This is a genomic window from Couchioplanes azureus (assembly GCF_014648355.1).
In the GTDB taxonomy this organism is placed as follows: domain Bacteria; phylum Actinomycetota; class Actinomycetes; order Mycobacteriales; family Micromonosporaceae; genus Actinoplanes; species Actinoplanes azureus.
In genome coordinates, this window is sequence record NZ_BMQY01000001.1 from 1,072,436 (window position 1) to 1,097,764 (window position 25,329).

The following is a 25,329-nucleotide window of genomic DNA, read 5'->3' on the forward strand; positions in this document are numbered from 1 at the left end:
CGCCGCGGCTCAGGCGCAGTCGCCCGTCTTCACTCCCCGGGTGCGTTCGATGCCGAGCTTGGCCGTCCCGGCCGCCTCCGCGGCGGTCAGGGCGAAGCCGACGTTGCGGTCGTCCGCGGCCGCCGCGAAGATGACGCCGAGCACGTCGCCGTTGGGCGCGATCAGGGGGCCGCCGGAGTTGCCGCTCTGGACCAGGGCGCGGATCGTGTAGATCTCGCGGGTCACGTTGCCCGAGTCGTAGATGTCCGGCCCGGTGATCCGGCTGACCTCGCGGACCCGGGCGCCCTGGGCGTTGTACGGCCCGTCGAGCGGGAAGCCCAGCACGATCGCGTTCGCGCCGGTGCCCGCGGGCTTCTTCACGAACGGCATCAGCGGCGCCCGCAGGCCCGGGACGTAGATGACGGCGAGGTCGCGGTCCGGGTCGTACACCACCACCTTGCCGTCGAGGCGGTCGTTCGGCGTCTCCACCTGGACGTTGCGCGTGCCCGCCACCACGTGGGCATTGGTCATGACGCGCTCGTCGGCGTACACGAATCCGGAGCCCTCGATGCGGCGCGAGCAGCTCGGGGCCGTACCCAGCACCTTGAGAACCGACTTGCGGGAGTTGACCACCACCTGGCTCTTCGCCAGGGCCGGGTCCGGCGCCGCCACCTCGCGGGCGTTGGTGCGGGTCAGGCCGCCGAAGACGTCCGGGAAGCCGTTGGTGTCGAGCGACTCGCGCAGGCCCGCCGACAGCGCCTCGGCCTGGTCGGGCATGAGCTTGTTGATGCCGTTGAGCACGGCGCTGCTGCGGACCTGCCGGTTGATCTCGGGGAACGGCGTCGATCCCAGCGGTACGGCGATGAGCCACGCCACCAGCAGCACGGCGACCAGCGACACCACCGCGCCACCCGCGTCGTCGAGGCGCTGCAGCGGCCGGCTCTCGATGGCGCGCCGCACCTTCGTGCCGAGCCAGCCCGCCAGCGTCTGCCCGAGCACCGCCAGCGCGAAGATCGTCACGAGCGACACCACCAGCCGGACCGTGCCGTCGGCGAACTGGTTGGCGATCAGCGGTCCGATCTGGAGGCCGATGAGCACGCCGCTGAAGAAGCCGCCGAAGGACAGCGCGCCGATGACGAAACCCTGCCGGTATCCGCTGATCGCGAAGACCAGCATGAGCAGGATCAGGAGTCCATCGACCACGGGCGCTCGCTCAAGGTAGAAGTGGCGGTCACGAGACCACCTCGTCGGAGGTGGCGGCGGCCGACGCATCGGCGACCGGAACGGAACCGTCGGGCGGTGGTGCGGGACCGGGCGGGTACGCGGGATCCGGTAGCTCCATGATGCGACCCGGATGCCAGGGGCGGCTCCAGCCGGCCATGTCGAGCAGCGCGGAGATGACGCCGGCGGTGAAGCCCCAGACGAGCATGCCGCTCGCCTGGAACGCCGGGCCGACCCAGCCGCTCGGGTGGCGTACCCGGATCCGGTTGGCGGGGTCGGCCAGCTCGGCGATGGGCAGCCGGGCGACGTGCGCGACCTCGGCGGGGTCGCACGGCCGCACCGGATGCGGGGCGTGCCACCAGGCCAGCACCGGGGTGACCGCGAACCCGCTGACCGGGATGTACAGCTGCGGCAGGGTGGTCAGCACCGTCGCCGTCGCCGGGTCGAGGCCGACCTCCTCGTTGGCCTCCCGCAGCGCGGTCGCCGCAGCGTCCCGGTCGTCGGGATCGGCGGCGCCGCCGGGGAACGCCGGCTGACCGGCGTGGTTGCGCATGGTCGCGGCCCGCTGGAGCAGCAGCAGGTCCGGCCGGCCGGAGCGGTCCTCCCCGAGCAGCACCAGGACGGCGCTCGGCCGGGCACCGGTGGCGGGCGTCCGCAGGCTGGTGAAATCTTCGGTACGCGCGGCGGCGGCACGGGTCAGCAGTGGCTCCCACCAGCCCGGCAGCCCAGCCGGACGCTCGCCCGGCAGCCCGCCGGACCGCGCGCTCGCCGGTCTCATCCGGTCACCGTCACGCCGGTGTGGGTGCGCACCAGCGTCCCCAGCGTCAGCCTGTCGAGCGCCTTGCCGGTGTAGACGAACCGCTTGCCCTGCGCGTCGAGGAAGACGGTCACGGGCAGGCTCGTGCGGCCGAGCGCCACCAGCAGCTTCTGCTCGCGGTCGAACAGCGTCGGCATCGTGACGTCGTGGTCGGCGGCGAACGAGGCGCCGGCGTCGCGGCTGTCCCGGGTGTCGACGCCGAGCACGCGCAGCCTGCCGGAGGTGGCGTCGGCCAGCTCCTGCATCAGCGGCAGCTCCTCGCGGCACGGGCCGCACCAGGAGCCCCAGAGGTTGATGACGGCGGGACCACGGAGATCGGTGGTCCGGACCGGCGCACCCCCGGTGAAGCACGGCAGGGAAATATCCGGAAGGTCCGGAGCACCCGATCCGGCACCCTCCGAATCGGACGACCCGGCCGCAGCGGAAAGAGCCGCGCCCGGCGGAGAGGCCGGTGCCGACGAAGCACCGGACCCGGAAACAGGCCCGGTCAGGGTCGCACAGTCGGCGAAGGGCGACGGACCCTCGGCGTCCGGCGTGCCCTCGGCACCGCCGCACGCGGTGAGGAGCAGCACCGCCGTCGAGACCAGCCCCAGCGACGGGGTCAACCACCTCGCGGGCCGGATCCGGCGCCCGGGGCTCTCCGAGTCGGCGCTCACGGGGCCTCCGGAGTCGTCACGGCCGCCGCCGGGACGAGGTCCGGGTCGATGCCCGCCTGCACGGCGAGCTCGCGCGCCCGGGGGCCCTTGAGCAGCTTGGCCGCGGGCGCCGCCTCGGTCGGGCCGGTGCCGTACGACGGGCACATCGCGGCCAGCGTGCACGCGCCGCAGGCCGGCTTGCGGGCGTGGCAGACCCGGCGGCCGTGGAAGATGATCCGGTGCGACAGCATGGTCCAGTCGCGCTTCTCGATCAGATCGGCGACCTGGAACTCGATCTTGACCGGATCCTCCTCCTGAACCCAGCCGAAGCGGTTGACCAGGCGGCGGAAGTGGGTGTCGACGGTGATGCCCGGGACGTCGAAGGCATTGCCGAGGATGACGTTGGCGGTCTTGCGGCCGATGCCGGGGAGCGCGACCAGCAGGTCCAGCTTGCCGGGCAGCTCGCCGCCGTGGCGCTCGACCAGCGCCTGACCCAGCTTGATCAGCGAGTCGGTCTTGGCCCGGAAGAAGCCGGTCGGCCGGAGGATCTCCTCGAGCTCCGCGCGGTCGGCCGCCGCGTAGTCGGCGGCCGTCAGATAGCGCTTGAAGACGACCGGCGTGACCTCGTTGACCTTCTTGTCGGTGCACTGCGCGGACAGGATGGTCGCGACGGCGAGCTGCAGCGGGGTCTCGAAGTCGAGCTCGCAGTGGGCGTCGGGGTGGGTCTCGGCGAGCAGCCTGGCCGTCTTGCGGGCCCGGCGCTTGCGCCCGATGGGGGTCTCCCCCGCGAACCGCCTGGCCGACCGGTCGAGCACGGCCGCACCGGTGGACGCGGCAACAGGGGGACGACTCACGCGAGCAAGCGTACGTCGCGCCTACGACATTCCCCGCCCGCGAAAAGGCCACGATATCCCCGCAAACGTGCCGTATACCGGGCAGCGCCGAGACAGAGATCCGACGGCGAACGCCGACCGGCACGGCGCGGGCCGTTCATCGACGGAGAGTGTTGCGGGAAAGTGACGCACGGTGATACCAGACGAACGGCCGAGGGCCCCTCACCGAGAGCGACGGATTTCTGGCTCTTCGGCGGCTCGAGCGGTTACCCTGCGAGATCCAGATCGAGGGGTGCCCGCCCGTTTGAGGGCCGCGTACGCCTAGACTGATCGTGCGCGGCGAAGCGCGTAGTCGGAGGTACAGCGATGGATGAGGTACTGGCTCGCAGCGGGATCTTCCAGGGCGTTGACCCGGAGGCTGCCGAGGCGCTCGCCAAGGAGATGGAGACGATCGAGTTCCGCAAGGGCGACATCGTCTTCAATGAGGGCGAGGCGGGCGACAGCCTTTACATCGTTCTCTCCGGCAAGATCAAGCTGGGCCGCCGCGCCGCGGACGGCCGGCAGAACCTGGTCTCGATCATGGGCCCGTCGGACATGCTCGGCGAGCTGTCCCTGTTCGACCCGGGACCACGCACGGCCACGGCGACCGCGGTGACGGACACCCGCCTCGCCCGGCTGAAGAAGTCCTCCCTGCGCCCCTGGCTGAACAACCGCCCGGAGATCGCCGAGCAGCTGCTGCGCGTTCTCGCCCGCCGGCTGCGCCGCACGAACGACGCGCTGGCAGACCTCATCTTCACCGACGTGCCGGGCCGCGTGGCCAAGAACCTGCTGCAGATGGCGGGCCGGTTCGGCACCCGGGACGGCGGCGTGCTGCGGGTGACGCACGACCTGACCCAGGAGGAGCTGGCCCAGCTCGTCGGCGCCTCCCGCGAGACGGTCAACAAGGCGCTGGCCGACTTCGCCTCGCGGGCCTGGCTGCGCCTCGACGGCAAGAGCGTCATCATCCTCGACCCGGAGCGCCTGGCCCGCCGGGCCCGGGTCTGACTTTTCGGCACCGCACAGTAGTACCCAAGGGGTCGTCCGGCCGGACGACCCCTTAGGTGTGTCCGCATAACGGGCATAGTGCTGCATAATTCTCGAATCCCCACCTGATCAGGGGACAGAACCCGCCCGTCAAGATCCGTGTCGCACCCGGTCAGCCGCTCGTTACGGAGGTGGTCGAGAGGCACTACGACGGTCGAGAGGGCGCGGCTTTGAACGAGGTGGCGGGCGTGCAGCGCAGCGGGGTGACGACGTGACCGTGCTGGACACCGCGATCGACCCGCGCACCCCCGCCTATCTGGCCAGCCGCAGCGCGATGCTGGAACGGCTCGCCGAGCTGGAGGCGGCACTGGAGGCGGCCCGCGCGGGCGGCGGCGAGAAGTGGGTGACCCGCCACCATGCGCGCGGCAAGCTGCTGCCACGCGAGCGCGTCGAGATGCTGCTCGACCAGGACAGCCCCTTCCTCGAGCTCTCGCCGGTGGCCGCGTGGGGCTCGGAGTTCCCCGTGGGCGCCAGCGTGGTGACCGGTATCGGGGTCGTCGAGGGCGTCGAGTGCGTGGTCATCGCCAACGATCCGACGGTCGACGGCGGCGCGGTCAACCCGTACACGGTGGAGAAGATCCGGCGGGCCGCGCGGATCGCCTCGGTGAACCGGCTGCCCCTGGTGAACCTGGTCGAGTCGACCGGCGCGGCCGCGCCGGCGGGTCCGCCGCCCGGCGGCGCGATCGCCCGCGATCTCAGCCAGCTGACCGCCGACCGGGTGCCCACGGTGTGCGTGGTCTTCGGCGCCACCACCGGGGACGCGGCGTACCTGCCCGCGCTCTCCGACTACACGATCATGGTGCGCGGGCACGCCAAGATGCTCACGATCCATCCCCAGCCGGTCCGCGCGTCGGGCGCGAACGGCCGGCCCGCGCCCGAGGTACGCAGCGCACCTACCGTCCCGGCCGGAGTGACCGGCCCGGCCGACCAGCTGGCCGAGGACGAGCGCGACGGGCTGCGCCTGGCGCGGCAGTGCGTACGCCGCTTCAACTGGCGCAAGCGCGGCCCGGCGCCCCGCTCGTACCCGCCGGAACCGCCGAAGTACGACGCCGAGGACCTGCTGACCATGGCGGGTACGGAGTCGGCACCGCCCTTCGACCCCCGCGAGGTGCTGGCCCGGATCCTCGACGGCAGCGACTTCGACGAGTTCAAGCCCGCCCAGGGCACCGGCCTGGTGACCGGCTGGGGCGAACTGCACGGCTATCCGATCGGCGTGGTCGCCAACCTCGGCGTCGCCTTCTCCCCGGCCGAGACCCAGAAGGCCGTGCACTTCATCCAGCTGGCGAACGCGACCGCGACCTCGCTGCTGTTCGTGCAGTACACCGGCGTTCCCACGGCCGAGCCGCACGAGGCCGCCGACGTACGCCACGGCGCGCCCCTGGTCCACGCGGTGGCCAAGTCGACCGTGCCGCACCTGACGTTGATGATCGGCGCCACTCCGGCCGGCGAGGCCGGGGGTGTGTACGGGCGCGCGTACGAGCCGCGGTTCCTGTTCAGCTGGCCCGTCGAGCGGCCGGCGGACGGGCCCCTCGGAAAGCTCCCGGACGACGGCGTCATCGATCCCCGGGACACCCGTACGGTGCTCGGCCTCTGCCTGTCCGCGGTGCACAGCGCGGCCGTCGAGGGCGCCGAGCACATCGGCGTTTTCCGGCCCTGACGCGATTTTCGAAAGGTAGAGCAGAGCAGTGATCCGACGTCTTCTGGTGGCCGATCGTGGGGAGATCGCCCGCCGGGTCTTCGCCACCTGCCGCCTGGTCGGCATCGAGACGGTCGCCGTCTACTCCGATGCCGACTCCGACGCGCCGCACGTGCTGGAGGCGGACTACGCGGTCCGTCTCACCGGCGGCTCGCCGTCCTCGACATACCTGCGCGGCGATCTCATCATCGCGGCGGCGAAGCGGGCCGGGGCGAACGCCATCCATCCCGGCGACGGCGTGCTCGCCGAGGATCCCGGGTTCGCGGCCGAGGTGGCGGACGCGGGGATGATCTGGGTCGGCGCACCGGCCAAGACGCTCGGCACGCTGCACAGCAAGATCGAGACGAAGGGCGTCGTCGCGGAGGCCGGCGTACCGGTGCTGCCGACGTTCACCGACCCCGAGGCGATCGACGACTTCCCGGTGCTGATCAAGCCCGCCGGGGGCAGCGGCGGGGCGGGCATGCGGGTCGTGCGGGACCCGGTCACCCTGGCCGAGGCGGTCGCCTCCACCCGGCAGGAGACCGGCGACGAGGTCTTCTGCGAGCCGTACCTGGAGAACGTGCGGCACATCGAGGTGCCGATCATCGCGGACGCGCACGGCGCCGTGGTGCCGTTCGGCGAGCGCGAGTGCTCGGTCCAGCGCCGCTACCAGAAGATCATCGAGGAGACGCCGTCGCCGGCGGTCGACCCGGCCCTGCGCGAGCAGCTCTGCCGGGCGGCCATCATCGCGGTCCGGTCGATCGGGTACGTCGGCGCCGGCGCCGTGGAGTTCCTGCTCGAGGAGGACGGCGACTTCTGGTTCGTCGAGCTGACCCCGAGCCTGCAGGTCGAGCACGCGGTGACCGAGTGCGTCTCCGGGTACGACCTGGTCCGCCTCCAGCTGCTCGTCGCCGAGGGCGGCAACCTGCCGATGCCGGGCCCGCCGCCGATCCGCGGGCACGCGATCGAGGTGCGGATCTGCGCGGAGGACCCGGCGTACGCCTGGCTGCCCGCCACCGGCACCCTGCACCGCTTCAAGGTCCCGGACGTGGCCGGCTCGTTCCGCCCGCTGCCCCAGCCCGGCCTGCGCCTGGACGCGGGCGCGGTGGACGGCTCGGTGGTCGGCGGCCAGCAGGACTCGATGCTGGCCAAGCTGGTCGCCTGGGCGCCGACGCGGCAGGAGGCGGCGCGGATGCTGGCCTCGGCGCTGACCCGTACCGAACTGCACGGCGTGGTCTCCAACCGCGACCTGCTCGTCCGCGTGCTGCGGCACGGGGCGTTCCGGGCCGGCGACGTGGACACCGGCTTCCTCGACCGGCACCCGGAGGTGTTCGCGCCGCTGCTGTCGTCGGTCGACGCCGTCCGCATCTCCTGCCTCGCCGCGGCCCTGGCCGGCGCCGCGGCCCGGCGCTCGTCCGCACCCGTGCTGCGCTCGCTGCCGTCGGGGTGGCGCAACGTCCCGTCCGGCTCGCAGACGGCCGTGTACGACGGCCCGGCCGGCCCGGTCGAGGTCGGCTACCGGATGAACCGGCACGGCGAGCTGGCGGGCTGGTGGGTCCGCGCGGTGGATCCGGAGGAGCTCGACCTCGCGGGGCTCGGCCAGGCGCCGACCCTGGACGACCACCCGCCCACGGTCGTCGTGCACGCCGACGGTTCGCGGGTGGACCTCGACGTCAACGGCATCCGGCTGAGCCTCAAGGTGCACCGGGTCGGCGAGGTCTCGTACGTGGACAGCCCCGAGGGTTCGGTCGCCCTGCGCGAGCTGTCCCGCTTCCCCCTGCCCGCCCCCGAGGCGACCGAGGGCTCGCTGATCGCCCCGCTTCCCGGGGCCGTGCGCCGGGTCCTGGTGGTGCCGGGTCAGCGGGTCCGGGCGGGTGAGCTGCTGCTCACCCTCGAGGCGATGAAGCTGGAGCACCCGGTGCACGCGCCGTCGGCGGGGGTGGTCGCCTCGCTGCCGGTGCATCCCGGCGCCGAGGTCGACACCGGCGAGCTGCTGGCCGTGCTGGATCCGGAATAGTCGCCGGCGCCGGCTCAGCCGCGGGCCAGGACCGGCCCGTGGAGCTGGTCGGCGCCGCGGCCGGCGAGGCACCGGAAGGTCCGGTCGTCGACGGTCGGCGGGAGCACCGACAGCGCCCATTCGGTGCTGTCGGTGCGGGTGGTGGTCCGCCGGAACATCTCCCGGCTGCACACCTTCCGCACGCTGGGGTTCGTGGTCACCGCGTCCCGGTCGCGCGGGTCCACGTGCGACGGCAGGGAGCCCACCGCGAAGACCTCCCAGCTGTGCCGCCGGGCGCAGGACACCTCCCGGGCGACCGCTCCCGTCTCCGGCCGCACCGCGAAGCACTCCAGCTCGCCGGGGCAGTGCGCGCGGCCGGCCAGGCAGCCCGGCAGGCGCGACATCGCCGTGGGCAGCGTCGAGCTGGCCGGGACGGCGAGCCGGGAGGCGAGCGAGCGGACGACCGGGCTCTGCGACGACGCGAGCAGCCCGCCGGCCACGGAGGCGCCGATCAGCAGGGAGACCCCGAAGCCGCCGAACAGCCAGCGGCGCTTGCCGCGCTTGCGGTTCTCGGTGTGCACGGTCGGGGTCTCGTCCGGGACGGACCCGTCCAGGGTGGGCGTCACCGGCGGCACCGGGCGCGGCTGCGGCGACGGGTACGGCCGCGGCACCGGCGGCACGAACGTCGACGACCGGTACACGTTCGGCGTGGGGTGGCCGCCGGGGTGCATGTGCAGGCCGGCCAGCATCTCCCGCAGCTGCTCGGCGGTCGGGCGGTCGCGCGGGTCGTTGGCCATCCCGTACCGCAGGACCTCGGTGAGCGAGGGTGGGATGCCCGGAAGGTCCGGAATCGGCTGGTTGAAGAGGTCCATCAGGGAGATCAGGCTGGGGCTGCGGTCGGACTCCCAGCGCGGCGGCCGTCCGCGCATGACGGCGTAGAGGGTGGCGCAGAGCGCGTACACGTCGACGGCGCCCGAGGGGTCGGCGTGCGAGAACATCTCGGGCGGGGCGTACGCGGGGGTGAGCACCTCGAGGGTGACCGACGAGTCGCGCATCTCGCCGAGCACGGCGAGCCCGAAGTCGGCGAGCACCGCCGGGTTGAAGTGCGAGTACAGGATGTTGGCCGGCTTCACGTCGCGATGCAGGACGCCGTTCGCGTGCGAGTGCACCAGCGCGTCGGCGATCTTCACCCCCAGGTCCCGGGCCTCCACCGCCCCGAGCGGGGAGACCCGCATGCGATCGAGGTACGAGCCGTCGCACAACTCCATGATCAGGTACGGATGCTGGTCCACCGTGACGCCGACGTCGAAGAGGTCGACGACGTGCGGATGCGAGGACATCCGCCCGGCCGCTTTCGCCTCGCGCAGAAAGCGCGCCTGGTCCCGCGGATTGTCGAGGGTGCGGTTCTCGACCTTGATGGCGACCTCGCGGCCGACCGAGTCCTGTGTCGCTCGGTACACGGTCGCGTACCCTCCGCGAGCCATGACGGTCAAGCCGGACATACCTGGCACGTAAGGTACGGGCAGGCGACCAGGCGGGGTATCCGTCACGGCTTAGAAAATACGCGACCCGCGTGCGGGATCATCCCGGCACGTCAGACGCGAACGCGACAGATTCCGGCGGTTCCACGATGGAGGATGCCAGAGCGTCCCGCAGATCCTCCGCGACGACCCGCTCACTGGCCTGCTCGGTCGCGTACGCCAGCAACACCGCCTCCTCCGCCGCGCCCCTGGCGGCCGCCATGTCGCCCGCGGCCGCGGCGACCCTCGCCTGAACCATCGCCGCGACCACGCCGCTGCGCACGTCCTCGGCCGGGATCTGCCGCGCCCGCCGGATCCACTCGGCCGCCTCCTCCACCCGGCCGTCGGCGAGCAGGGCGGACGCGTACGACGCCAGCGCCTGCCGCCGCGAGAACAGCAGCGAGCCGCTGTTGTCGGTCGCGATCGGGGCGAGCAGGCCGATCGCCGTACCCGGATCGCCCGCCCGCAAGCGCGCCTCGGCCAGCAGCACCCGCGGCCCCACCTGCGCGGGCGCCAGCGGGTTGTGCGGCTCGACGGCGGTCATGACCCGGCGCGCGTCGGCCTCGGCGGCCTCGCCGTCGCCCCGCTGCAACGCCACGAAGCCGCGGATCGTGCCCGCCATGCCGAGCAGCAGCGGGTGGCCGGTGCGCCCGGCCTGGTCGAGGGCGTCGGTGAGCAGGTCGTCGGCGTGGTCGAACTCGCCCAGGCCGCGGGCGATGACCCCGCGGACGACCAGCGCGAGGCCGCGGCCCCAGTCGTCGGAGACCTTGTCGAAGTCCCGGTACGCGCGGCGCGCCTCGCCGTCCGCCTCCGCGAGGTCGCCCAGTTCCGCGGACGCGTACGCCTCCACCGCCCGCAGCGTGCCGACCGCCCAGCCCTCGCCGACCCGGTCGCCGAAGGGCAGGAAGATGCGGGCCAGCCGCCGCGACTCCTGCAACCGCCCGGCCAGCAGCCGGGCGAACGCGGTCGTGCCGCGCAGCCACGCGCGGCCCACCGGGTCACCGAGCTCGGCGAAGAGCCGTGCGGCCCGGCCCAGCACCGCGTCGGTGCCGGGGAAGTCGCCGCGGGTCGTCGTGACCCAGGCCAGGTTCTGCAGTGCCCAGGCCTGGCCGTGCCGGTCGCCGGCGGCCAGCGTCACCTGGTACGCGGCCGCGAACCGGCTGCTCGCCTGGCTGAGCTTGCCGGCCAGGAAGTCGGCCATGCCCAGCCGGCGCATCGCGTTGGCCCGTTCCGGGGCCAGCTCGGCGTCGGTCGCGACCTTCAGCGCCTCCTGCCAGGCGGTCACCGCCCGGGGCAGGTCGCCCAGCGCCTCCCGCGCCCGGCCCACCACCAGCAGCGCCTCCGCCCGGCACACCGGCTCCTCGTCGGCGGTCTCGGCGATCTTCTCGCCGCAGGTCAGCGCCTCGTCGGCACGACCCAGGCGCAGCAGCGCCCGGGCGTGCACGAGCTGGTCGGACAGGGGCAGGGCGTCCTTGGCGAGGGCCGCGGCGCGCTCGGCGTACGCGATCGAGGCGGCCGGTTCGATGTTGGCGAGCGCCCGCCGGGCCAGCCGGCCGAGCGCGGCGACGCCCAGCGGCGCGACGTCCCGGACGCTGGCGTCCGGACGCAGCCGGACGGCGTCGGCCAGCTCCATCGCGCACTCGGCATGGGTGGCCACGAACGCGTCCCGCTCGTTCTCGCCCAGGCTCAGCCGGGAGGCGCCGTCGTAGCCGAGCGCGTCGATCGTCTCCGGCGCCGCCCAGCGCGCGAGGTACGCGTGCCGGCCCGCCAGGTCGGCCTTGCCGATCCCCGCGTACGCCGCCTCGCGCATCAGCGGCGTGGTGAACGCGTAGCCGCCGCGCACCCGGTGCAGCATGCGGCGCTGCAGCAGCTCGTCGACGGCCCGTTCCAGCTCGACGGTGGCGACCGCGCCCGCCCGTGCGTCGCCCGGCGACCGGCGCGCGCGCAGGGCCTCGATCACGCCGGTCGGCACGGTGTCGCCCACCACGGCGGCGTCGCGCAGCACCGACCGCGGCTCGGTCGGCAGGGCGTCGATGCGCGCCGCGAGCACGGCGGCGAGGTCGCGGGAGAGCAGCCGGCTGTCCATCGCCCCGCCGGCGAGCTGCCACTTCCCGGCGGCGTTCGCACCGACCGCGGGCATCAGCGCACCGCGTTCCATCAGCAGGGTGACGAGCTCGGCGAGATAGAACGCATTGCCCTGGGCCGTGGCGAGCAGGCGGTCCGCGTCCGCCTGCGGCAGCTTTCCGCCGTTCAGGTACGACGTGAGCAGCCGGGAGGCGTCCGCACCGCGCAGCGGCGGCAGGGTGTGGATCTCGGCGTCCGCGAGGCGGGTCAGGGCGCCCGCCGTCCGCACCAGCTCGGGGCGGCCGAGCAGCAGCATGACCACGGGCCCGTCGAGGCGCGACAGCACCCCGCCCAGCGCGTCGATGGTCTCGGCGGTGGCGTCGTGCAGGTCGTCGACGATGACGACCAGCGGCGCCTCCCTGGCCAGCGCGGTCAGCAACCCCGCGACCGCGACCGGGATCGTCTCGGAGTCGGGCTGGGTGCCGCCGGTCGGCTGCCACTCCGCGACCGCGGCCGCGCCGACCGGGTTCGCCGGCACCTCGCCGTAGCCGAGCAGGGCGAGCAGCCGGTCGATGTCGATCTCCGGCGCCTCGCCGTCGCGGCTCAGCCGGGCGACGAGCTTGCGCAGCCGCTCCTCGACCACCGCGCGGCTGATCGTCGCGGCGACGTCCTTGGGCAGGCCGACGGACTTGCGCACCAGGTCCGCCAGGGGTGCGAACCGCCGCCGCTCACCGAACGCCCGGCACCGGGCCCGCAGCACCCGGGCGCCGGTGTGCGCGGCGAACCGCCCGGCGCCCACGTCGTAGCCGGCCGCCAGGCGCTTGACCTCGCCCGCGAACCGGGTCTTGCCGATGCCGGCCTCCGCGGTCATCACCATCACCCGCGGGTTGCCGGAGTCGATCACCTCGGCCAGCCGGCCGGCGACCCGGCCCAGCTCGGTCTCCCGGCCGACGAACGGCGCCTCGTCGCCCACCCCGGACCGGGTGCCCGGGGCGTCGTGCAGGCCGAGCAGCTCGTACGCCGGCACCGGCTCGCGCTTGCCCTTGAGCCGCAGGGCCCGCAGCTGCCGCCAGGAGGCGACGTGCCGGGTGCCGGCCGAGGTGCGCGCGCCGGCGTACACCGCACCGACCGCGGCGGCGTCGGCCAGCCGGGCGGCGGTGTTCACCGTGTCGCCGATGACCGTGTACTCGATCGAGGCCTGGATGCCGGCGACGACCTCGCCGGTGTTCAGGCCCACGCGCAACCCGAGCGGCGCCCCGCCGCCCCGCTCGTCGTCCAGCACCCGCCGGACCGCGCGCTGCATGCTCAGGGCCGCCCGGACCGCGCGCTCGGCGTCGTCCTCGTGCGCCACCGGCGCCCCGAAGACCGCCATGATGCCGTCGCCGGTGAGCTTGTCGACGTGCCCGCCGAAGGTCTTGACGGCGCCGGCGAGCGCCGCGAGCACCCGGTCGGTGACCGCGCCGACGCGCTCGGGGTCGAGGTCCTCCGACCAGGAGGTGAAGTCCGAGAGGTCGCCGAAGAGCACGGTCACGATGCGCCGCTCGGCCGCGGGCAACGTCGCGGCGGCGGGCAGGGCCGCGCCGCAGTTGTGGCAGAACCGCGCGCCGGGAACGGCCACGGTTCCGCACACGGGACAGGTCACAGCGGGTCCAACCGTTCCCGGGTGCGCGGTGATTCCCGTCTCAGAAACTCGAGTTGGGCGCGCGCGGACCACTCGGCGGCGAACCGTACGCCCGGGTCGATATCGGGATAGACCGCATCGACGACGGCCTCGGGGGTCTCGGCACCCGCCGCGAGGGCGGCCCGGACCTGGTCGAGCCGCTCCCGCCGGTGCGCCAGATAGGCCGCCGCGACCTCGGCGCAGTCGGGCCGCACCGGGCCGTGGCCCGGCAGCATCAGCAACGGGTACGCCCGCAGCGTCTCGAGGCTGTCCAGGTACGCCCCCAGGTCGCCGTCGGGCCACGCCACCACGGTCGTGCCCCGCCCCAGCAGGGTGTCGCCGGTGAACACGGCGTCCTCCACCACGAAGCACACCGAGTCGCCGGTGTGCCCCGGCGTGGCGACGACCTCGATGTCCAGGCCGGCGAGCCGCATCGTGGGCGGCAGCGGATCGCCGTGCTTCGGGTCGGCGGCGAGGACCGGCACCCCGCCGAGCATGCGGGAGAGCGTCTCGGCGCCTTCCACGTGATCGTGGTGGCCGTGCGTGATCAGGATGGCGCTCAGCGGCCGGTGCTCGGCGATGGAGGCGAGATGTCCCGCGTCGTCCGGGCCGGGGTCGACGACGACCGCGTCGTGCGCGCCGGGCGCCCGCAGCACCCAGGTGTTGGTGCCGTCCAGCGTCATCGGGCCCGCGTTGGGTGCCAGCAGCGTCGTGACCCACTCCGGCAACCGCTCGACCTGCGACGACACAGACGCCACCCCCCAGCGCATGGTACGTCCCCGAGGCCACGGGACCGAACACACGTGGTCCGGCCGGCGGTCGCCCCGGCCCGGGAACGCACCCGGGCCGGGACGGGCGTCAGGCGACCTCGGCGATGACCTCCACCTCGACCGGCGCACCCAGCGGCAGCTCCGACACGCCGACGGCGCTGCGGGCGTGCCGGCCGAGCTCGCCGAAGACGTCTCCGAAGAGGTTCGAGGCGCCGTTGACCACGGCCGGCTGCCCGGTGAAGCCCTCGGCCGACGCCACGAAGCCGGTCACCTTCACGATCTTCGTGACCCGGCCCAGGCCCACCAGCGCGTCGATCGCCGCGAGGGCGTTCAGGGCGCAGTACCGGGCCAGCTCCGTGCCCTGCTCGGCGGTGACGTCCGCACCGACCTTGCCGGTGTACGGCAGCTTCCCGTCCACCATCGGCAGCTGCCCGGAGGTGTAGACGTAGTTGCCGGACTGCACCGCCGGCACGTACGACCCGATGGGCGCCACCACGGTCGGCAGGGTCAGGCCCAGCTCGGCCAGCCGCGCGTACGCGTCCGCGCCGCCGGCGCCGCTGACCGGCGTCGGCGCGCTCATGCCTTGGGCCGCTTCATGTAGGCCACCAGCTGCTCCGAGTTCGGGCCCGGCACGACCTGCACCAGCTCCCAGCCGTCGTCGCCCCAGTTGTCGAGGATCTGCTTGGTCGCGTGGACCAGCAGCGGCACGGTCACGTACTCCCACTTCTGCATTGCTCGCAGCTCCCAGAGATAGTCCGCTCGAGCCCGCCGGCCCGCACTTCGGCGACAGCCTAGCCAGGCGCGCGGAGCGGCCTCGCGGCCGACCGGATTCCATTACCCTGACGTGGGGGTGGTGCGACTCCTCCGCAGGTGGAGACAAGGGGGCACGATGACGCGACCGTCGCAGGGAGAACCCGGGCGGACCTCATCGATCGCGGCTGTGGAGGCACCCGCCTCCGACTTCATCGACGCCACCGCGCCGACCGCCCCGCCCTCCTGGCCGCCCCAGGGCGCCTACCCGGGCGAGCCCGGCCACCCCGGCCCGACCCCGGCTCCGCCGCAATGGCCGCCGGCCGCTCCCGAGGCCGCCGAGCCGGGCACCGCGGCATCGCCGATGCCCGCTTCCCCGGAGGCGACGGCCGTCCCCGCGCCGCCCGAGACCACGGCCGCCCCCGCTTCCACCGACGTGACGACCGCGCCCACCTTCGCCGACGTGACGACCATGCCCGGTTCCACCGACGTGACGACCGCGCCCGGTTCCACCGACGTGACGACCGCGCCCGGTTCCACCGACGTGACGACCGCGCCCGGTTCCACCGACGTGACGACCGCGCCCGGTTCCACCGAGGTGACGGCCGTGGTCGGGGAGCCGTTGCAGGGCGATGCCCTGCACGGCGAGACGGTCGAGGCCGAGGTCGTCTGGCATCAGCCGCCGCCGACCGAGCCGTTCCACGCCAAGCACGAGAAGCCCGGCGAGTGGCACACGCACCCGCCCGACCACCTCGCCTACCAGCACTCGCCGCCGGCCGAGGTCCAGCCCGGCGTCCAGCACGACGAGCCCGGCGAGGCGATCCCGCTGAGCATGCTGCCGCAGCCGTGGCAGGTGCCGTTCGACCCGCACCACACCGAAACCGTCGTGACCGAGGACGAGCCGTCCCGGGGCGGCCGGCGTACCAAGCTCTGGATCCCGCTGGCCCTGGTGGTGACGCTGCTGCTGTTCGGCGGCGGCGCGCTGTCCGCGCTCATGATGCTGCGCAACGCGGACAGCGGCAAGGGTTCGCCGGATCCGGCCACGGCCGTCGACCGCTTCCTGGCCGCCGTCTACACCGAGCAGGACGCGGCCTCGGCCGGCGAGCACGTCTGCCGCGAGGCGCGCGACGAGGACAAGCTCCAGCAGCGGGTCGACCAGATCAAGGGGTACGCGAACGAGTACCAGGCGCCGACCTACCGCTGGACCGAGCCGGCCGTGTCGGGACAGGACGACGAGAAGGCCACGGTGGCCGTCCAGCTCACGATGACCACCGACGACGAGAAGAGCGCCCAGCAGCAGCTGACGTTCACGGTGGTCCGCAAGACCGGCTGGCTCGTCTGCGACATCACCGGCTGAGTTTGCCCGCAGCGGAAAACCGAAGAAGAGCATGGGTCGTACGCTCGAAGGCGTGGGTAGAAGCGATTGGCCCGCCCGGCTGCACGTGGTGACGGGCAAGGGCGGCACCGGCAAGACCACCGTGGCGGCGGCGCTGGCCCTGGGCCTGGCCGCCGGCGGGCACCGCACATTGCTGGTCGAGGTGGAGGGCCGGCAGGGCATCGCCCAGCTCTTCGGCACCGAGCCGCTGCCCTACGCGGAGCGGCGCATCGCCACCCCGCCCGACGCGCACGGCGAGGTGCGGGCGCTCGCCGTGGACCCCGAGGAAGCCCTGCTCGAATACCTCGACATGTTCTACAAGCTCGGCGCCGCCGGGCGGGCGCTGCGCAAGATCGGCGCCATCGACTTCGCCACCACCATCGCTCCCGGCCTGCGCGACGTGCTGCTCACCGGCAAGGTCAAGGAGGCGACCACCCGCTCCTCGGACGGCCGCCGGGCGTACGACGCGGTCGTGCTCGACGCGCCGCCGACCGGCCGCATCGGACGGTTCCTCAACGTCACCGCGGAGACCGCCAAGCTGGCGAAGATGGGACCGATCAAGACGCAGAGCGACGGGGTGGCCTCGTTGCTGCGCTCGCCGATCACCTCCGTGCACGTGGTCACGCTGCTGGAGGAGATGCCGGTGCAGGAGAGCCTCGACGCCATCGCGGAACTGAACGCCCTGCACATCCCGGTCGGACGGATCATCGTCAACGGCGCCCGCCCCCCGCTGCTGGCCGGCGCGAAGGTCAGCAAGGCGGAGCTCAAGCGCGGACTGACCGCGGCCGGGCTGCCGGCCGACCCGGCGACGGTGGCGGGGCTGCACGCCGAGGCGAAGGCGCATCTGACCCGGCGCGAGCTGGAGGAGTCGCTGCGCGCCGATCTCGCCGAGACCGGCCACCCCATGGTGGAGTTGCCCCTGCTCTCCGACGGGGTGGACCGCGACGGACTGCACCGGCTCGCGGACCTGCTCATGTCCTCCTGATGTCTGACCGGCCACACAGCACCCCGCTCCAGGCCGCGAGCCGGGCCCCGAGTCAGTACGCTCGAATCGTGGCCGCTGATCAGACCGCCCCGCGCCTGGACGTCGACGCCCTGCTGGCGGACCCGGCGACCCGCATCGTGGTGTGCTGCGGCGCCGGCGGCGTCGGCAAGACCACCACCGCGGCCGCGCTCGGGCTGCGCGCCGCCGAACGGCACGGCCGGCGCACCGTGGTGCTGACCATCGACCCGGCGCGCCGCCTGGCCCAGTCCATGGGCCTGACCGAGCTGGACAACACGCCCCGGCAGGTCAAGGGCATCGACGCCGAGACGAGCGGCGGCGAGCTGCACGCCATGATGCTCGACATGAAGCGCACGTTCGACGAGGTCGTGCAGGCGCACACCTCGCCGCAGCGCGCCGCGGAGATCTTCGCCAACCCCTTCTACCAGGCCATGAGCTCGACCTTCTCGGGCACGCAGGAATACATGGCGATGGAGAAGCTCGGTCAGTTGCGTTCCCGCGAGGAGTGGGACCTGATCGTGGTGGACACGCCGCCGTCGCGGTCCGCCCTCGACTTCCTCGACGCCCCCGCGCGGCTGTCGCGCTTCCTCGACGGTCGCATGCTGCGCATGCTGATGGCTCCCGCGCGCGGCGGCCGGAGCATGTTCAGCCTGGTCACCGCCTCCTTCGGACTCTTCTCCCGGGCGGTGCAGAAGATCCTCGGCGCCCAGCTGCTCACCGACCTGTCCGGCTTCGTCGCGGCGCTCGACTCCATGTTCGGCGGCTTCCGGCAGCGCGCCGACGAGACGTACCGGATCCTGCAGGACCCGCAGACCGCCTTCCTGCTGGTCGCCGCTCCGGAGCGCGACGCGGTCCGCGAGGCCGCGTACTTCGCCGAGCGGCTGGTCGCCGAGCGCATGCCGCTCGCCGGCCTGGTGCTCAACCGCACCCACCGCGCCGCCCTGGACTCGATCCCGCTGGCCGCGGCCGACGCCGCGGCGGCCGCCCTCGACGCCGAGGGCGATCAACAGACCACGGCGGACGCGCTGCGGGTGCATGCCGGGTTGCTCCGGCAGATCGATCGGGAGGTACGGGTCGCCGCGCAGTTCACCGGCGCGTTCCCGGACGTGCCCACGGTGTCGGTGACGGCGCAGCCCGCCGACGTCCACGACGTCGACGGGCTGCGCACGATCGGCGATACGCTCACCGCCGGAGTTTCCCCTTAATCAGCGGGTGGAGACGAGCACCTTGTCGGCGCCCTTCTCGCGCAGTGCGGCTTCGAACATCTTGCGCCAGCTCGCCACGTGCGGGTGCCGGCGCAACAGTGCCCGCCGTTCCCGTTCGGTCATGCCTCCCCAGACTCCGAATTCGATCCGGTTGTCCAGTGCGTCGGCGAGGCATTCGTAGCGGACCGGGCAGCTTCGGCAGATTCTCTTCGCCACGTTCTGCTCGGCGCCCTGCACGAATAGCGCGTCAGGGTCGCCACTCTGACACGCCGCCATGCTGGGCCAGTCGCTGATCATCCCCATCTGTTCACGTCCCCCCTTGCAATTACCCCCTGACGCCCACGCGCTCATGTCCCCCAAGCCGCGCAGACGTCGTGCGATAGCTCGCCGGACCCATCATGCTCCGTAGTCAGGCGATTACGCAACGTTGTCCCTCAAATACGTATACCTCGGAAGTTCCGGGCATCCCACTCTGACCGGACGGAGAAAACTTCGCGGGATATCTCAGAAAACGCTCCGCCCGACCGATCGAGGGGGCAGAATCATTCTGGGCGAACCGTGACCAACTCGTCGCGTGGTCACGGGCCTCTTTCGCGTACCCTGCTGTCGTGACCTCCTGGATGCGCAGACGCGATCACAACATCTTCGCCAATGCGACCTCGTTGCTGATCTGCGGACTCCTGGCCGGCGTGGTGGTCGCGGCCGCCGCTTTCCCCGCCGTCGCCATGTCCGGATTGGCCGCCAAGGCGGGCGGCGAGACCTTCGCGAGCCTGCCCGGCGAGCTCAAGCAGGCGAGTGCGCCCCAGATCAGCCGAATCTTCGCATCCGACAACAAGACGCAGATCTCGGTTTTCTACGACGAGTTCCGCAGCGACGTCCCGTTGAAGGACATCTCGAAGCACATGCAGCACGCGATCATCGCGGCGGAGGATCACGAGTTCTACAAGCACAACGGCGTCGACCTCAAGGGCGTCGCCCGCGCGTTCGTCAACAACAACAGCGGCAAGTCGTCCCAGCAGGGCGCCTCGACCCTCACCATGCAGTACGTGCGGATGTCGCTGGCCTACTCGGCGACGAACCCGCAGGAGGTCGTCAACGCCACCAAGGACACGCCGAAGCGCAAGATCACCGAGATGAAGTACGCCATGCAGGTCGAGAAGGAGCTCACCAAGGACCAGATCCTGGAGCGCTACCTCAACCAGGCGCCCTTCGGCAACGGGTCGTACGGCGTCTACGCCGCCAGCCAGGTCTACTTCAAGAAGAAGCCCAAGGACCTCACGATCGCCGAGTCGGCCCTGCTCGCCAGCATGGTGAAGGCCCCCACCGCGTTCAACCCGACCACCGCCAGCGGCCACCCGCAGGCGCTGGCGCGCCGCGACTATGTCGTCTCGGACATGCTGGAGCTGAACTTCATCACCCCGGAAGAGGCCAAGAAGGCCACCGAGACGAAGATCGCCAAGACGGTCCAGCGGGTCGGCAACGGCTGCGTCTCCGTGGCGGTCAACAGCTGGGGCTTCTTCTGTGACTACTTCTACCGCTGGTGGCTGAGCCGCAACGAGTTCGGCGCCACCACGTACGACCGCGAGCGGCGGCTCAAGAGCGGCGGCTACCGCATCCAGACCTCGATGGACGTCAAGGCGCAGAACGCCGCCCGCGAGAACATCACCGACCGCATCGGCGACAAGAACAAGAACGCCCTGCTCCTGGCCGGCATCCAGCCCGGCACCGGCAAGGTCCGCACGCTCGCCGCGAACCGCCGCTTCAAGCTCGACGACCCGCAGCACCCGAAGAACAAGATCTCCTCGGACCCGGCCAAGGCGAGGAAGGGCATCCGCGGCACCTACCCGAACACGACGAACCCGCTGATGAGCGGTGGCGGCGACATCACCGGCTACCAGGCCGGCTCGGTCAACAAGATGTTCACCATCGTCGCGGCGCTGGAGAACGGCTACCCGCTGGCGTACTCGATCAACGCGCCGAAGCGGTACGTGTCGAAGTACATCATCGCGCCGGGTCCGGCCACGTGTAACGGCAAGTACTACTGCCCGATGAACGCGAACCAGCGGGCCGGCGGCGTCCTCAACATGTGGAGCGGGTTCGGCCGGTCCACCAACACCTATTTCGTCCCGCTCCAGGAGCGGGTCGGCGCCGAGAAGGTCGTCGACGTCGCCAAGCGCTTCGGCATCCAGTTCCGCACGCAGACGGACCTCGATCTCGCGTCCACCGAGGAAGCCGCCCACCAGTGGGGCGCCTTCACGCTCGGCGTGAACTCCTCTACGCCGCTCGACATGGCCAACGCGTACGCGACCCTGGCCGGCGACGGGATGTACTGCACCCCCACGCCGGTCGAGCAGATCACCTCCCAGGACGGCGACAAGATCGACGTCGGCAAACCGCACTGCGTCCGGGCCACCACCCCGGACGTGGCCCGCGCGGCCCTCGACGCCGCCCGCTGCCCGGTCGGCGACAGCGCCCAGCTGGGCAACTGCAACGGCTCCACCGAGGCCCAGGCGTACTACACGATCAAGCATCCGATCTACGGCAAGACCGGCACCACCGACGGCTTCAAGACGGCGTCGCTCATCATCGGCAGCAGCTCGCTGGCCGTCGCCGGCTACCTGGTGAACCCGGACTACCAGGACCACCCGGACCGCATGTCGCACGACATCGTCAACCCGGCCGTCTATCACACGATGGCGGACTACCTGGACGGCACACCCAAGGTCGAGTTCAAGAAGCCGGACAGCGGGAAGATGGCCTTCGGCGATCAGCGCCTGATCCCGGAGGTGACCTGCGCGACCCTGGACGGCGCCCGGGCCCGCCTGGAGGGCGCCGGCTTCAGCGCCACGGTCGGCGCCGAGGTCGAGTCGACCTGCCCGAAGGGCACCGCGGCCGGCACCGATCCGAGCGGCCGCGCCATCAAGGGCGGCTTCGTCAGCATCTTGGTCAGCAAGGGCCGCGACGCCAGGCCGGGCGGCGGGGACGAAGACGACAACGACAACGGCAACGGCAACGGCCGGCGCCCCGGACGCCGCTAGCGCCCGGTTTCACGGGAAACGGGCGGGTCACCCTCGGGTGGCCCGCCCGTTCTGCTCGATCGCCACGATCAGCTGGATCCACGGCCGCCGCGGCGGCCGAAGCTCAGCCGAGCTGCCTGCGTACCTCCGCAGCCACCCGGCCGCCCTCCGCCCGGCCCGCCACCGCGGCCTGGGCCGCCTTCATGGCCGGGCCCATCTGTCCCTTACCGCTGAAACCACCGGCGCGCAGCGCCTCCGCGACCAGCTCGGCGATCTCCTCGTCCGAGAGCTGCACCGGCAGGTACCGGTCGAGGATGCCGCCCTCGGCGTTCTCCCGCGCGGCCTGCTCGGCACGCCCGGCGCCCTCGAAGGCGGTCGCGGCCTCCCGGCGCTTCTTCGCCTCCTTGGTGAGCACCGCGAGCACCTCGTCGTCGGAGAGCTCCCGCGCGGCGTCACCGGAGACCTCCGCGGTGCGCACCGCCGCGAGCGCCATCCGCAGCGTCGAGGTGGTCAACTCGTCCCGGCCCTTCATCGCGGCGCGCAGGTCATCGTTCAGGCGGTCCTTCAGCGTTCCCATGGAGGGTCAAACTACTCTGGCCGTCATGCGCAAGCGCCCCCTTATCGCCCTGGCCGCCGCGATCACCGCCGCCGGCGGCGCCGCCTTCGCCTACGCCTCCCTGGTCGAGCGCAACCTGTTCACGCTGCGCCGCTTCAGCGTCCCGGTGCTCGAACCGGACGCGGAACCACTGCGCATCCTGCATCTGTCGGACCTGCACATGATGCCGTCCCAGCACCGCAAGCAGGCCTGGGTCGCCGCCCTCGCCGGCACCGACCCCGACCTCGTGGTCGTCACCGGCGACAACATGGCCTCTCCCGACTCGGTCCCCGGCGTCCTGCGCGCGCTCGAACCGCTGCTGGGCCTGCCGGGAGCCTTCGTCTTCGGCTCCAACGACTATCGCGGCCCGGTCTGGAAGAACCCGCTGCAATACCTGCTGCCCGAACGCGAGTACGTCCAGGGCGTCGACCTGCCGACGGAAACCCTGCGCCAGACCCTGTGCGACGCGGGCTGGGCGGACCTCAACAACGCCCGCACGGTGGTGAAGGCCGGCGGCCGCTCGATCGAGCTCGTCGGCGTCGACGACCCCCACGTCGACCGCGACGACTACCCGTCCGTGGCGGGGGACACCTCCCCGGACGCCGACCTGCACATCGGCGTCACCCACACCCCGGCCTCCCGCGTCCTCGACGCGATGGCGGCGGACGGCTTCTCGCTGCTGCTGGCCGGCCACACCCACGGCGGCCAGGTCTGCGTCCCGGGCTACGGCGCGCTCACCACCAACTGCGACCTGCCGCAGTCGATGGCCAAGGGCCTGCACCGCTGGCCGGGCTCCGAGGCATGGCTGCACGTATCCGCCGGCCTGGGCACCCACCCGACCGCCCCGATCCGCTTCGCCTGCCGCCCGGAAGCCTCGATCCTGACGCTGATCCCCCGCTGAGCCGCCGGCACAGCCCCGGCCCCGGACGCCGAGTCCCGCGGAACCCGCCGCTGATCACTCGCCCCGATGCCCGGCGGCCCTCGGTCCGCTCCCGCCGAGCGGGCCTCACGTCGCCCACGCCGAGCGGGCCTCGCGTCGCCCACGCCGAGCGGCGCTCGCGTCACCCACGCCGAGCGGCGCTCGCGTCACCCACGCCGAGCGGCGCTCGCGTCACCCACGCCGAGCGGCGCTCGCGTCGCCCACGCTGAGCTCGCTACGCGTGACCTCCGGAGCCCGGCTCCGACGCCGAGCTCCCGGAGCGGCTCAGTGGAAGAACTTGAGGCCGACCACTCCGCTGATGACCAGGAGCAGGCAGAGGAGCCGGGGAAGGCTGGTCGATTCCCCGAGCGCGACCATGCCGGCGACCGCCGTGCCCACGGCCCCGATGCCCACCCAGACCGCATAACCGGTGCCGACGGGAATGCTGCGCAGCGCATAGCCCAGCCCCGCCATGCTCGCCACCAATGCCACGGCGAAGACGACGGTCGGCGCCGGGCGGCTGAACGAGGCGCTCTTGGCGAGCGCGATGGCCCACACGGTTTCGAGCATGCCGGAGATGATCAGGACGATCCAGGCCATGGCGACTCACCCTCGGGCGGTCGTCTTGTCTCGCCGGGTACGACACGCACTCGTCCGGGATGTCCGCGACGCGGCATCGGTGACCAGGGTAAGCCGCCGCAATCGGATCACCAAGGCCCGCAGGCGGCGGTGGGTCACGGTGTCCTGACACTCGGTCACCATGACCCCACCGCCGGAGCCGCCGACGGCCTTACCGCCGGAGAAGCCGACGGCCCGACCGCCAGAGCAGCCGACGGCCCGACCGCCGGAGAAGCCGACGGCCCGACCGCCAGAGCAGCCGACGGCCCGACCGCCAGAGCAGCCGACGGCCCGACCCCCGTGGTGCCCGGTCAGGCCACTTGGTCAGCGGGCGGGCTGTAGATACCGAAGTGGTTACCGCCCGGGTCGCGCAGGTGCGCGAACACCAGACCGGTGCTGGTCTTCTGCGGCTGCACCAGCACCGAGCCGCCCGCTTCCTCCGCCCGCCGGCACGCTTCCTCGGTGTCGTCCACCACCACACAGAACACCGCGTAGTTCGGCGACCGTCCCCCGGTGGGGAACACCCCACCGTTGGCGGAACCCTCGGGCGTGGTGATGATCCGGTACGGCATCCCGCTCGGGTCGTCGGCGAAGCTCCAGCCGAACAGGTCGCCGTAGAACCGCTCCGCCGCTGCCGGGTCGTCCGTGCCGATCTCGAACCAGCCGACGCCGTGGGTTACCTCGGACATGTACGAGCCTCCTCTGTTCCCGGCCGGCACCGCTGCGCCGGCCCTCTGCTGCAAGGAGCCTGCGCTCGCACCGCGACAGCGTCCTGTCGGTGTTTCCGGCTAATCGAGCGTGAGCTGGCTCACCCGCCGATGCGGGATGGCAAGGTCGGCGGCCTGCAGCGGCCGGGCCGGCGCCGGCTCCTCGGTGGCGCACACCGACGCGATCCGGTCGGTGCGGAACGCCCGGACCGCCCCGCGCAGCCGACACCAACCGATCAGGTACCAGTGGTCGCGATTGCCGACGTACCCGAGGGGCTCGATCCGGCGTACGGTCAGGGCGCCGGTCCGGTCGGCGTACTCGATCAGCAGCACCCGCCGGGCGAGCAGCGCGTCGGCGACGACGGCCGGAACGGGCGCCACCGGCCCCTCGCCCACCAGATGCACCCGTCCGGCCATCTCCCGGGCGACGGCGGCTGCCGGCCCGGGCATCACCGCGACGAGCTTGCGCAGCGCCGAACGCGCTGCCGCGTGGAACGGGGTGCCGGCCAGGCCGTGCAGCCCGACGGCCATCGCCACCGCCTCCGCCGCGGTGAGGTTGACCGGCGGCAGCGTGGTCGCCTTGTCCAGGCTGTAGCCACCGGTACGGCCCGGGGCGGCGTAGATCGGCACCCCGGCCTGCTGGAGCGCGCCGATGTCGCGTTCGACCGTGCGGGCACTGACCTCGAAACGCTCGGCGAGCCAGCGCGCGCTGCGCGGCCGGGGAGCCACCGCCCGCAGCTCCTCGACCAGGGCATAGAGACGATCGGTGCGATTCACGGCCCGGATGCTAGGCGCGGGGTACGACACCCAGGCGCGGCGCGCGATCCCGGGCCGGCGCGGGGTTCTGCCTACTCGTTCAAGTAGTTGATCCTCTTACGCCGTTGCTG

The 25,329-nt window shown here is 72.6% G+C and carries 22 protein-coding genes and 1 riboswitch; of the genes, 8 read left to right on the plus strand and 14 right to left on the minus strand.

Annotated elements, in window-relative coordinates:
• Window positions 1-9: 9 nt before the first annotated feature.
• From IEY99_RS04975 to nth, 4 genes are read right to left on the minus strand one after another with little or no spacing between them, the layout of a single operon-like run.
• Entirely contained in the window at window positions 10-1,182 is a 1,173-nt protein-coding gene (locus tag IEY99_RS04975; protein ID WP_268245089.1) for a MarP family serine protease, read from the minus strand.
• 28 nt (window positions 1,183-1,210) lie between these two features.
• Window positions 1,211-1,978: an NUDIX hydrolase gene (locus tag IEY99_RS04980; RefSeq protein WP_189199672.1), complete on the minus strand. Its 768-nt coding sequence runs from the start codon at window positions 1,976-1,978 to the stop codon at window positions 1,211-1,213.
• Window positions 1,975-2,640: a TlpA family protein disulfide reductase gene (locus IEY99_RS04985; protein ID WP_373293302.1), complete on the minus strand. Its 666-nt coding sequence runs from the start codon at window positions 2,638-2,640 to the stop codon at window positions 1,975-1,977. Before IEY99_RS04985 ends, IEY99_RS04980 begins: the two co-directional genes overlap by 4 nt.
• Before the next feature lie 29 nt (window positions 2,641-2,669).
• Window positions 2,670-3,467 carry an endonuclease III gene (gene nth, locus IEY99_RS04990; protein WP_189200648.1) on the minus strand — a complete coding sequence of 266 codons (798 nt, stop codon included), beginning with the start codon at window positions 3,465-3,467 and terminating at the stop codon, window positions 2,670-2,672.
• Between the two features lie 384 nt (window positions 3,468-3,851).
• Between nth and IEY99_RS04995 the strand changes: the two genes are divergently transcribed.
• From IEY99_RS04995 to IEY99_RS05005, 3 genes are all read left to right on the plus strand, one after another.
• Window positions 3,852-4,529, plus strand: a complete 678-nt coding sequence (locus tag IEY99_RS04995; RefSeq protein WP_023562908.1) for a Crp/Fnr family transcriptional regulator — start codon at window positions 3,852-3,854, stop codon at window positions 4,527-4,529.
• A gap of 250 nt (window positions 4,530-4,779) precedes the next feature.
• Entirely contained in the window at window positions 4,780-6,225 is a 1,446-nt protein-coding gene (locus tag IEY99_RS05000) for a carboxyl transferase domain-containing protein (RefSeq protein WP_189199674.1), read from the plus strand.
• A 28-nt stretch (window positions 6,226-6,253) separates the two neighbouring features.
• The gene (locus IEY99_RS05005) at window positions 6,254-8,260 is read left to right on the plus strand and encodes an ATP-binding protein (protein WP_189199676.1); all 2,007 of its coding nucleotides are present in this window, start codon (window positions 6,254-6,256) and stop codon (window positions 8,258-8,260) included.
• 14 nt (window positions 8,261-8,274) lie between these two features.
• Here the strand turns inward: IEY99_RS05005 and IEY99_RS05010 are convergent, their stop codons facing one another.
• From IEY99_RS05010 to sp36, 5 genes are all read right to left on the minus strand, one after another.
• Entirely contained in the window at window positions 8,275-9,789 is a 1,515-nt protein-coding gene (locus IEY99_RS05010; protein WP_189199678.1) for a serine/threonine-protein kinase, read from the minus strand.
• Window positions 9,790-9,820: 31 nt separating this feature from the next.
• Entirely contained in the window at window positions 9,821-13,465 is a 3,645-nt protein-coding gene (locus IEY99_RS05015) for an adenylate/guanylate cyclase domain-containing protein (protein ID WP_189199680.1), read from the minus strand.
• Window positions 13,462-14,253, minus strand: a complete 792-nt coding sequence (locus IEY99_RS05020; RefSeq protein WP_189199682.1) for an MBL fold metallo-hydrolase — start codon at window positions 14,251-14,253, stop codon at window positions 13,462-13,464. Before IEY99_RS05020 ends, IEY99_RS05015 begins: the two co-directional genes overlap by 4 nt.
• A gap of 88 nt (window positions 14,254-14,341) precedes the next feature.
• Window positions 14,342-14,833, minus strand: a complete 492-nt coding sequence (locus tag IEY99_RS05025) for a RidA family protein (protein ID WP_189199684.1) — start codon at window positions 14,831-14,833, stop codon at window positions 14,342-14,344.
• Window positions 14,830-14,985 carry a Sp36 family protein gene (sp36, locus tag IEY99_RS05030; RefSeq protein WP_189199686.1) on the minus strand — a complete coding sequence of 52 codons (156 nt, stop codon included), beginning with the start codon at window positions 14,983-14,985 and terminating at the stop codon, window positions 14,830-14,832. Before sp36 ends, IEY99_RS05025 begins: the two co-directional genes overlap by 4 nt.
• 157 nt (window positions 14,986-15,142) lie before the next feature.
• On the opposite strand from sp36, the gene IEY99_RS05035 reads away from it, so the two are divergent.
• Genes IEY99_RS05035 through bagB form a run of 3 tightly spaced genes read left to right on the plus strand, consistent with a single transcriptional unit; the run spans window position 15,143 to window position 18,586 of the window.
• Complete coding sequence (locus IEY99_RS05035) at window positions 15,143-16,360, plus strand: Rv0361 family membrane protein (protein WP_189199688.1); 1,218 nt, start codon at window positions 15,143-15,145, stop codon at window positions 16,358-16,360.
• 31 nt (window positions 16,361-16,391) lie between these two features.
• Window positions 16,392-17,363, plus strand: a complete 972-nt coding sequence (bagA, locus tag IEY99_RS05040; protein ID WP_189199690.1) for an ATPase BagA — start codon at window positions 16,392-16,394, stop codon at window positions 17,361-17,363.
• A complete protein-coding gene (gene bagB / locus IEY99_RS05045) occupies window positions 17,363-18,586 on the plus strand; it encodes an ArsA family ATPase (protein ID WP_373293284.1) in 1,224 nt (407 codons plus the stop codon). The genes bagA and bagB overlap by 1 nt, the downstream gene beginning before the upstream one ends.
• Here bagB and IEY99_RS05050 read toward each other — a convergent pair whose 3' ends face one another.
• The gene (locus IEY99_RS05050; protein ID WP_041832981.1) at window positions 18,587-18,889 is read right to left on the minus strand and encodes a WhiB family transcriptional regulator; all 303 of its coding nucleotides are present in this window, start codon (window positions 18,887-18,889) and stop codon (window positions 18,587-18,589) included.
• 317 nt (window positions 18,890-19,206) lie between these two features.
• Between IEY99_RS05050 and IEY99_RS05055 the strand changes: the two genes are divergently transcribed.
• Entirely contained in the window at window positions 19,207-21,624 is a 2,418-nt protein-coding gene (locus IEY99_RS05055; protein ID WP_189200650.1) for a transglycosylase domain-containing protein, read from the plus strand.
• Window positions 21,625-21,727: 103 nt separating this feature from the next.
• Here IEY99_RS05055 and IEY99_RS05060 read toward each other — a convergent pair whose 3' ends face one another.
• Entirely contained in the window at window positions 21,728-22,180 is a 453-nt protein-coding gene (locus IEY99_RS05060) for a GatB/YqeY domain-containing protein (protein WP_189199694.1), read from the minus strand.
• A 25-nt stretch (window positions 22,181-22,205) separates the two neighbouring features.
• Between IEY99_RS05060 and IEY99_RS05065 the strand changes: the two genes are divergently transcribed.
• Complete coding sequence (locus IEY99_RS05065; RefSeq protein WP_189199696.1) at window positions 22,206-23,099, plus strand: metallophosphoesterase; 894 nt, start codon at window positions 22,206-22,208, stop codon at window positions 23,097-23,099.
• A 303-nt stretch (window positions 23,100-23,402) separates the two neighbouring features.
• Here IEY99_RS05065 and IEY99_RS05070 read toward each other — a convergent pair whose 3' ends face one another.
• The 3 genes from IEY99_RS05070 to IEY99_RS05080 form a co-directional block, all read right to left on the minus strand.
• Window positions 23,403-23,717: a DMT family transporter gene (locus IEY99_RS05070; protein WP_189199698.1), complete on the minus strand. Its 315-nt coding sequence runs from the start codon at window positions 23,715-23,717 to the stop codon at window positions 23,403-23,405.
• Window positions 23,718-23,731: 14 nt separating this feature from the next.
• Window positions 23,732-23,797: riboswitch (guanidine-III (ykkC-III) riboswitch) on the minus strand.
• Between the two features lie 249 nt (window positions 23,798-24,046).
• Complete coding sequence (locus IEY99_RS05075) at window positions 24,047-24,424, minus strand: VOC family protein (protein ID WP_189199700.1); 378 nt, start codon at window positions 24,422-24,424, stop codon at window positions 24,047-24,049.
• Between the two features lie 99 nt (window positions 24,425-24,523).
• The gene (locus IEY99_RS05080) at window positions 24,524-25,219 is read right to left on the minus strand and encodes a helix-turn-helix transcriptional regulator (protein WP_189199702.1); all 696 of its coding nucleotides are present in this window, start codon (window positions 25,217-25,219) and stop codon (window positions 24,524-24,526) included.
• Window positions 25,220-25,329 lie beyond the last annotated feature (110 nt).

Coding starts and splice junctions, on each gene's coding strand:
- IEY99_RS05055 (WP_189200650.1), top strand. CDS start 19,207: ATGCGCAGACGCGATCACAACATCTTCGCCAATGCGACCTCGTTGCTG.
- bagA (WP_189199690.1), top strand. CDS start 16,392: ATGGGTCGTACGCTCGAAGGCGTGGGTAGAAGCGATTGGCCCGCCCGG.
- IEY99_RS05050 (WP_041832981.1), bottom strand. CDS start 18,889: ATGGGGATGATCAGCGACTGGCCCAGCATGGCGGCGTGTCAGAGTGGC.
- bagB (WP_373293284.1), top strand. CDS start 17,363: ATGTCTGACCGGCCACACAGCACCCCGCTCCAGGCCGCGAGCCGGGCC.
- sp36 (WP_189199686.1), bottom strand. CDS start 14,985: ATGCAGAAGTGGGAGTACGTGACCGTGCCGCTGCTGGTCCACGCGACC.
- IEY99_RS04980 (WP_189199672.1), bottom strand. CDS start 1,978: ATGAGACCGGCGAGCGCGCGGTCCGGCGGGCTGCCGGGCGAGCGTCCG.
- IEY99_RS05025 (WP_189199684.1), bottom strand. CDS start 14,833: ATGAGCGCGCCGACGCCGGTCAGCGGCGCCGGCGGCGCGGACGCGTAC.
- IEY99_RS05065 (WP_189199696.1), top strand. CDS start 22,206: ATGCGCAAGCGCCCCCTTATCGCCCTGGCCGCCGCGATCACCGCCGCC.
- IEY99_RS05070 (WP_189199698.1), bottom strand. CDS start 23,717: ATGGCCTGGATCGTCCTGATCATCTCCGGCATGCTCGAAACCGTGTGG.
- IEY99_RS05035 (WP_189199688.1), top strand. CDS start 15,143: ATGACGCGACCGTCGCAGGGAGAACCCGGGCGGACCTCATCGATCGCG.
- IEY99_RS04995 (WP_023562908.1), top strand. CDS start 3,852: ATGGATGAGGTACTGGCTCGCAGCGGGATCTTCCAGGGCGTTGACCCG.
- IEY99_RS05060 (WP_189199694.1), bottom strand. CDS start 22,180: ATGGGAACGCTGAAGGACCGCCTGAACGATGACCTGCGCGCCGCGATG.
- IEY99_RS05020 (WP_189199682.1), bottom strand. CDS start 14,253: ATGCGCTGGGGGGTGGCGTCTGTGTCGTCGCAGGTCGAGCGGTTGCCG.
- IEY99_RS05075 (WP_189199700.1), bottom strand. CDS start 24,424: ATGTCCGAGGTAACCCACGGCGTCGGCTGGTTCGAGATCGGCACGGAC.